General features: G+C 69.5%; 4 protein-coding genes and 1 pseudogene. 3 read left to right on the top strand and 2 right to left on the bottom strand.

Annotated features, from left to right (window positions below):
- The first annotated feature begins 353 nt into the window (after window positions 1-353).
- Both VXC91_RS40410 and VXC91_RS40405 read left to right on the top strand, forming a co-directional pair.
- The gene (locus VXC91_RS40410) at window positions 354-2,435 is read left to right on the top strand and encodes an NPCBM/NEW2 domain-containing protein (RefSeq protein ID WP_329512351.1); all 2,082 of its coding nucleotides are present in this window, start codon (window positions 354-356) and stop codon (window positions 2,433-2,435) included.
- Between the two features lie 508 nt (window positions 2,436-2,943).
- On the top strand, window positions 2,944-5,385 hold the full coding sequence (locus tag VXC91_RS40405; protein WP_329512350.1) for a FlgD immunoglobulin-like domain containing protein: 2,442 nt from the start codon (window positions 2,944-2,946) through the stop codon (window positions 5,383-5,385).
- Between the two features lie 350 nt (window positions 5,386-5,735).
- Here the strand turns inward: VXC91_RS40405 and VXC91_RS40400 are convergent, their stop codons facing one another.
- Both VXC91_RS40400 and VXC91_RS40395 read right to left on the bottom strand, forming a co-directional pair.
- The gene (locus VXC91_RS40400; RefSeq protein ID WP_329512349.1) at window positions 5,736-5,930 is read right to left on the bottom strand and encodes a hypothetical protein; all 195 of its coding nucleotides are present in this window, start codon (window positions 5,928-5,930) and stop codon (window positions 5,736-5,738) included.
- Window positions 5,918-6,895, bottom strand: coding sequence for a carboxypeptidase regulatory-like domain-containing protein (locus VXC91_RS40395; RefSeq protein ID WP_329512348.1), 978 nt, complete (start codon window positions 6,893-6,895; stop codon window positions 5,918-5,920). The genes VXC91_RS40400 and VXC91_RS40395 overlap by 13 nt, the downstream gene beginning before the upstream one ends.
- A 230-nt stretch (window positions 6,896-7,125) precedes the next feature.
- Between VXC91_RS40395 and VXC91_RS40390 the strand changes: the two are divergent.
- Window positions 7,126-7,335 (top strand): annotated as a pseudogene (locus VXC91_RS40390) (alpha/beta hydrolase); the annotation flags it as partial.

Here is a 7,335-nt window from a genome sequence, read left to right as displayed (position 1 = left end):
CCCTCGGCCCGCTGGTCCCGCCGCGCGAGGGAGCCGAGCATCTCTGCCGCGAATGCTTCCAATCGAGGGTGGACCTCGCATATCTCCTCAGGTGTCACACCTGACACAAGATCATGCGCTTCTCCATGGGCGGCAGTTGGGGCACCCAACAAAGCCAGACTAGTAACTCGTAATTTAGGAATTATTATTGACAGGCGCCGGTAACCGCTGCAAGATCCTTGAAACAAACCGCAGGCGTGCGGGCGTGACTGGTCCGAAGACCGACCGCCGCACCCTCCACGAGGGAGCGGTACCTCAGACTCAGGACCGGGACGGGTCGGCACGCCTGTCGATCGGACAGCGAAGGATCCGATGTGAAACGACATCTCACCGTCGTCCTCGCCCTCCTGACCGGCTTGCTGGCCGTGTCAGCACCCGCCCATGCTGGCCCAGCGGCCGGCACTGTCGCCGCCACGGCGCCGGTACCTCAGCAGGTGCTGAGCCCGACGCCGTACATGGGCTGGAACACCTACTACGCGTTCGGTGGCGATCCGACCGACGCCGAGGTCAGATCGACAGCCGACTTCCTGGTCAGCAGCGGTCTGCGCGACGCCGGTTACCAGTACGTCTGGATCGACGGCAACTGGGCGGCACCGACCCCGCGCAGCTCGGCCGGCGACCTGACGCCCAACCCCGACCAGTTTCCGCACGGGTTGAAGCCGCTGGTCGACTACATCCACTCCAAGGGCCTGAAGGCCGGCATCTACACCGACGCTGGCCCGTACATCCCGGGCAAGTGCGGACTCGGCAGCCATGGCTACTACCAGCGTGACGCGGACCAGTTCGCAGCCTGGGAGTTCGACGCGGTCAAGGTGGACTACCTCTGCGGGATCGCCGCGGACCTCGACCCGAAGACCGTCTACACCGAGTTCGCGCAGGCGTTGCGGAACAACGCCAGCGGGCGCCCCATGCTCTTCAACCTCTGCAACCCGGTGACCTCCCCGGACTGGGGTAACTACCCGGAGGAGCAGCAGTCGACGTACTCCTGGAGCTATGCGCCGGCGATCGCGCAGTCCTGGCGGACGTACACGGATGTGGGCTTCGTCGGCGAGATCAAGTTCAAGGACGTGCTGCGCAACTACGACGCGAACGCGCGGCACCCCGAGGCCGCCGGGCCGGGGCATTTCAATGACCCGGACTACCTCGGACCCGAACTCGGAATGTCCGACGAGGAGTTCCGTACCCAGATGACGCTCTGGTCGGCGGCGGCTGCCCCGCTGGTGATCGGCAGTGACATCACCAAGCTCAGCAAGACCTCGCTGAGCATTCTCTCGGACCCCGATGTCCTCGCGATCAACCAGGACACCGCCGGCGTCCAGGCCGTTCGCGTCGGCGCCGCCGGCACGACGGAGACCTGGGTGAAGCGGCTGGCAGGCGGTGACCGTGCTGTGGTGCTGCTGAACCGGGGTGACAGCCCGGCGACCCTGACCACGACGGCGTCGTCGGTCGGGCTGTCCGGGGATCGGTTCACCCTGAAGAACGCCTGGACCGACCAGGTCACCGAGAGCGCCGGCACCATCAGTGCCGCCGTCCCGGCCCACGGCGCGGCCCTGCTCCGGGTCGGCCCGGCCACGGGCAAGCCCGGTGTACCGCACGTCGTCGCCGGCCTGCCGCAGGTGACGCAGGTCGGTGGCGACGCGGTGCCGGCCGGGGCCGCCCCGATAGTCGCCGGCGGTGACCAGGCCCGGGTCGAGGTCACCGTCCGCAACGACGGTGCGCAGCCGGTCTTCACGCCGCGGGTCGACCTGACGGTGCCCGCCGGCTGGACGGCCCGTCCGCTCGGCGAAGCGCCGAAGCTGCTGGACTCCAACCACTCCGTGACCTTCGCCTTCACGGTGACCCTGCCGGCCACCGCCGCGCCGGGCAGCACCGCGCTGACCGCCACCACGTCGTACGAGGTGACCGGCAAGGGACGGCTGAGCCAGGAGACGGCCACGTCGGTGGTCGTCGCACCGGCGGCGCCGGACGGCGACACCGTACTGTCGCACCACCAGTGGATCAGCGCCACCAGCGGGTGGATGAGCCCGACGGTCGACCGGAGTGTCGGTGGCTGGTCGCCGATCAGCATGCTCGGCCAGGTCTACCCGACCGGCATCGGGGTCGCCTCGCCCTCCACGGTCCGCTACTACCTCGGCGACCAGTGCAGCCGGCTGACCGCGACCGTCGGCATCGACGATGCGGTGCGCAACGTCGGCCCGGAGGGCGGCACGTCGACCTTCCAGGTGATCGGTGACGGCCGGGTGCTGTTCGACAGCGGTGTGCTGACCCGCGACGACATCCGCCAGGTCGACATCGACCTGACCGGCGTCCGGGTGCTCGACCTGATGGTCGGCGACGCCGGCGACGGCGGCTACAACGACCGCGCCAACTGGGCCGGTCTGAACGCCACCTGCTGATTCGGCTCGGCTCGGCCGCACCCGGTGACACCTCACCTGGGTGCGGCCGAGCCGTGCGCGATAGTCCGGCGCTCACCGGGGTCGACGACTTCGTCCCGAACGCGATGAGCAACGTGGGTGACCTTGCCGGGGCTCGCCGCGCTTCTCGTTCAGCTCTGAAGGCGTCCATCACCGTCCGGGAGCGTCTCGGTACGGCTACTCAGTTCGGCCCCCCGTTCGGCCTCCCACTGACCCCCGCCACATGCGAGTTCAACCAGCCGGCCGCCGGGTAGCCCCCCATCTGCGAAGCCCTTCGAGAGACGGCCTGGCTGCGCGGCTGCCCGAAGGGGCCCGAGCCCTTTCGTGTCTCAGGAACGTCCGTTTTGACTGCTCACAACCCTTTCGCGCGTTCGTTCGAATTCTGTAGATCGCCTGTGTTACGTTTCCGCCTCGTCCGAGGGCTGTTCCGCGTCGATCCCTGTGTGTCCGCGTCGAACGGCCTTCACTCGATGCCTTTTGGAGGTGCTGCGTGGCCACACGCCACAAGCCGAACCGAAAACGATCGGTCGTACGCGGTGGACTCGTCGCCGCAATGGCCCTGACGGCCACCAGTGGAACCCTGCCCTTCCTTCTGTCGGACGCCCACGCCGAACCCGCCCCGCTGACAATCCCGGCCCCCGACCGCTTCAAGCCGGTCGCCAACCCGGTGTACGGGGCGGGGCCCGGCGGTGTCGTGGAGCGCACGGAGGTCAAGGACCAGAGCGGGCTCGGCTACTACCGCTGGACCCCGGACGGCGGTACCCCGGTCGACCTGCCCGCCTCGTCCCCGTACGACGACGTCAACTCGATCGACGGAGGGGGAGGGAGCCACGTCTCCGTCACCAGCGGGGACGTCGTCGCGATCTACGACTCCTCGGGCCAGGTGCAGCTGAAGGACATGAAATCCGGCACCACCACCAAGTACACGCTGCCGAGCGGCCACTTCTACCGGGGCGTCTTCGGCTCCGCCGTGCTCACCGCCACGCGGGACGCGAACGGCAACAAGAACGTCCTGCATGTACTGCGCATGGCCGACGGGCAGCTCACCGACACCCCCGTCACCGGTCTGAACGGCTGGGTCGCGGAAGACGGCATGACGCTCGGCGGTGACGACCGCACGGTGGCGATCTGGTACGCGCACCCCGACGGCACCCGCGGCGTCGGCCTGCTGGACCTGGCGACGGCCGAGGTCACCCCGGTGCTTCCGGGCGCCACTGGCGCGAACGCCCAGGTCGTGTTCACGGACGCGTACGTCGCCTGGTACTCACCCGAGGGCGGCAACACCACAGCCCGCGTGCTGCCCCGCGCCACCCCGGAGGCGGCCGACACCAAGATCGAACTTGGCTCGGGCGGCGAGGGCACCCCGCGGCTCGGGCTCGTCGGCGACTGGCTGCTGACCACGCGCCAGATCCCGCAGCCCGCGGACGACTTCCTCGCCCGCGAGGGCGCCCCCCTCACCGCCCTGCCGATCGCCGGCGGCGAGCCGAAGACCCTGCTGGCCCACGCCGGCTGGCGTATGGCGCAGGTCCCGGGCGGCGGCCTGGCCGTCACCGGCGGCGCCTCGTCCCGGGACTGGGCAGTGCGCCGCGTCTTCGTCGGCGACGACGGGGTGCCCGCGCTGCGGACCGTGCGCGAGGTGGCACCCAAGGAAGGCGAGCTCACACGGTTGTCGCTCACGGCCGGACACCTTGTCACGGCCGAGTCCGATACCACGTACCTTCCGGCGCTGTTCCGGCGGAACATCACCCTCGGCGCCGCCCCGTCGGCGGGCGAGCGGTCGCTGCTCGTGCGCCCGGACGCGCAGACGACCGGCGAGACCGCACAGCGCGTGTACGACTACCGGCAACCGGTCGGCACCGGAGACGGTCGTACCGTTGTCGCCACCACCGACGCGGACGGCGCCCAGGTACTGGTCGTGCTGGCGGCGGACGGCACGAAGACGGTTGTACCCGCGGTTGACCCGCAGACCGGTGAGAAGATGCCGACGGGCTCCGACCACTACTCGACCGTGCGCTCTGCCTCCGGCCGCTATGTGGTGTTCGGCGACAGCGGGCGCGGTCTGGAGGACCGGCAGTACGTCGTCGACCTGGACGCCTCCGGTGGGCCGAAGGTGGTCCGGGTCCGTCAGGGCCAGGGCGGGCTCGCGGTATGGGGCACCAAGCTGTGGATGCCCGGTGACACGGAAGGCACGCTCCAGGCAGTCGACCTGAAGACCGGCGCGGTGACGGAAACGGAGCCGATCACCGACAACGGCTGTCTGCCGCAGCAGATGCAGGCCGTGGGGCCCTGGGTGTACTGGGACTGCTATCCCTCGGGGTCCTTCAGCGACGGTCACGGCGTCTACAACACGCAGACCCAGCAGTGGTCGTGGGCCCCGCGCGGCACCCTCGGCGACGGCTACGTGGTGGCGTACGACAACGACCGCGGCCAGCTCAACCTCACCCCGATCGGGGATGTGCCGCACACCGTCGAGGCGTTCACCTCCCAGTACAACGGCCCGCTCGTGGAGGCCGACCGCTTCGGCGGCGCGATCGCGTACGCCAAGGAGAACAGCGCCCAGATCACCGTGCTCGACTCGGGCGTCGCCACCTCCCCTGTCGCCGAGATCGAGTCGCGGGTCGAGCAGTCCGTGAACCTCGCATCGGCGACCGATGCCGTGTGGGATGCCGACTGGCAGCTGTCCAAGCCGGTCACCGGCGCCCAGGTGACGATCCGGAACAAGGCCGGACGCACGGTGTTCACCGGGTCGGCCAAGGAGTACGCCGCCGCCGTCGCCTTCTCGTGGGACGGCCGGAACGGCGACGGCCGGTACGTCAACGACGGCACCTACACCTGGGAGCTCACCGGCACGCCCGCGGACGGCAGCGGCGCCGCGCTGAAGGTCACGGGCACGGTCGAGCTCACCAGCCGTACGAAGACCGCCGCCGGCTGAGGCACGGGCATCTCTCAGCCGGACGGCACTCTCTCCTGAGACCCGTTGGCGTACGGGTCGGCGTATCCGGCGAAAACAGCCCCTCCGGAAGATCCCGGAGGGGCTGTGTGCCCTGGTAGGGCGGTTGTGGCTGGGGCCGGGGCCGAACCGGCGGCCTTCGCCTCGCTGGGCACAATTCGCCGCGGCAGCGAGCCCAAAGTGCGGCGAGTCGCAAGGAGTTGCCGCCTGTGGGGGCGACCGTTGACCTCGTCCCGAACAAGGTCAGGGCGAGATCGAGACCTGATCCGAAATCTAGTTGTGCAGGTCAGCGTGTTGGTGCGCGCTGGTCCTCCCCCGCCATCAGGACGCGGTCAGTCCTCCCGGCGCTCTGCCGCCGACGCGGAGTGCCCGGTCCTTGGCAGGAAGCCGTAGTGCTCCATACGTTTGCGCTCGGCGATCGAGGCGAGACCGAAGAGCGCGCCCATGATGAGGCCGAACGCCGCGATGGACAGGTCGGCTCGGCCGAGCGCGAACCCGGCCAGCCCGCCGAAGATCACGCTGAACACGAGGCCGATGAGCACCGGGTGCCGGACGGCATGGTGAGGGCGCGTGTGCGGGTCTGCCCGGCGGGCTGTATCAGCTCGTAGGTCCCGGTGCCGGCCGTGACCACGCCGGTGGTGAGGACCGCGTCGGCGACCTTGATACCGGCGGCCGTGACCGAGCTTCGGCTGGTGGTTGTCGAGTAGTGGTCGGCCGTGACCGTCACGTCGTACTCGGTGGCCTCGGCTCCGGCCGGCACGGACACGAGGTACTGGCCGTCGGCGCCGGTGGTGGCGGTGGCGATCGCGGCGCCGTCCTTGCTGACGGTTACGGTGCCGTCGCCGACCCCCTCGCCGTCGTTGGCGTCGGTGACCGTACCGGAGACCACACCGGTCTTGGTGGTCCGGAAGAAGATGTTCATGCCGTCCGTGACGGCCGGCTGGTTGTAGGAGAACAGCAGTGCGTCGGTGCCGGTCTCGTTCTCGAGGCCGATGGTGGCGCCGTCCCCGTCCTCGAAGTTGCCGGTGCCGATGTCCTTGTAGTGGTACGACACCGAGCCGTCCTCACCGATCACCGCGGCGAAGGTGACGCGGCTGGTGGCCGCGGAGGAGAAGCGCACGTTGCGCCACTCGACAACGATCTGGCGGTGCGGCGCGGTGCCGCGGGCCGCCCAGTAGACGCCCGCCTCGGCGTCCACCGTCATGTTGTCCCAGAACGGGTAGAGCGATCCGTTCGGGTTGGCCCCGTTCGGCAGGGTGGTGTTGGCGCTGCTGGTGCTGGAGGTGCCGAAGTTGAGTGTCCCCTCGGTGGTGGCGGTGGCCGACCGGTACGTCCTGCCGTACAGCGTCACCGGGAACGGGAACGAGAACGTCGCCGAGCCGGTGGTGGTGCTTGACAGGGCTGTCGCGGCGGCGATCGCGGCGCCCCGTACCGATCGACGGTGCCCGGGTCGGCTGCCAATGGGGCCTACGGCATGACGGACACGGCTCACCTCCAAGACGGCACTTCCTTGCCCGCACTGTCCTGGCCTGAGCTGACAGCCCCAGCGGGACCGCACTTCGGCGCGCTGCCCAGCTCTGGGCCCACTCGCCTACACATCGCACCCACTTAACTTGTGTACAAGGAAAGTGTGCGCTAGTTTTCTCGATGTCGCCCCGAGAGGGGCAACGACCGGGCGGTCAACCAACCGGCGTCACCGTCTACTTCTCAAGGAGAGCCACCATGAGCCTGAAGTCCGTCTTCCGCCGCACCCGCAAGCCCGCCGCCCTGCTGGGCGCTGTCGCCGGTGCCGCCGCACTGACCGTGGCGGCCACCACGGCTCCGGCCGGGGCCGCGAACACCGCGCACCGTCCGGCGGAGATCAAGCCCACAGTGGTGCTGGTGCACGGTGCCTTCGCCGACTCCTCCAGCTGGAACGGTGTGATCAAGCGT

Origin of the sequence: Streptomyces chiangmaiensis (assembly GCF_036281785.1) — a bacterium.
GTDB lineage: Bacteria > Actinomycetota > Actinomycetes > Streptomycetales > Streptomycetaceae > Streptomyces > Streptomyces chiangmaiensis.
The sequence above is the reverse complement of the archived record's forward strand: the minus strand, read 5'-3'. Positions and strand labels throughout refer to the sequence as shown.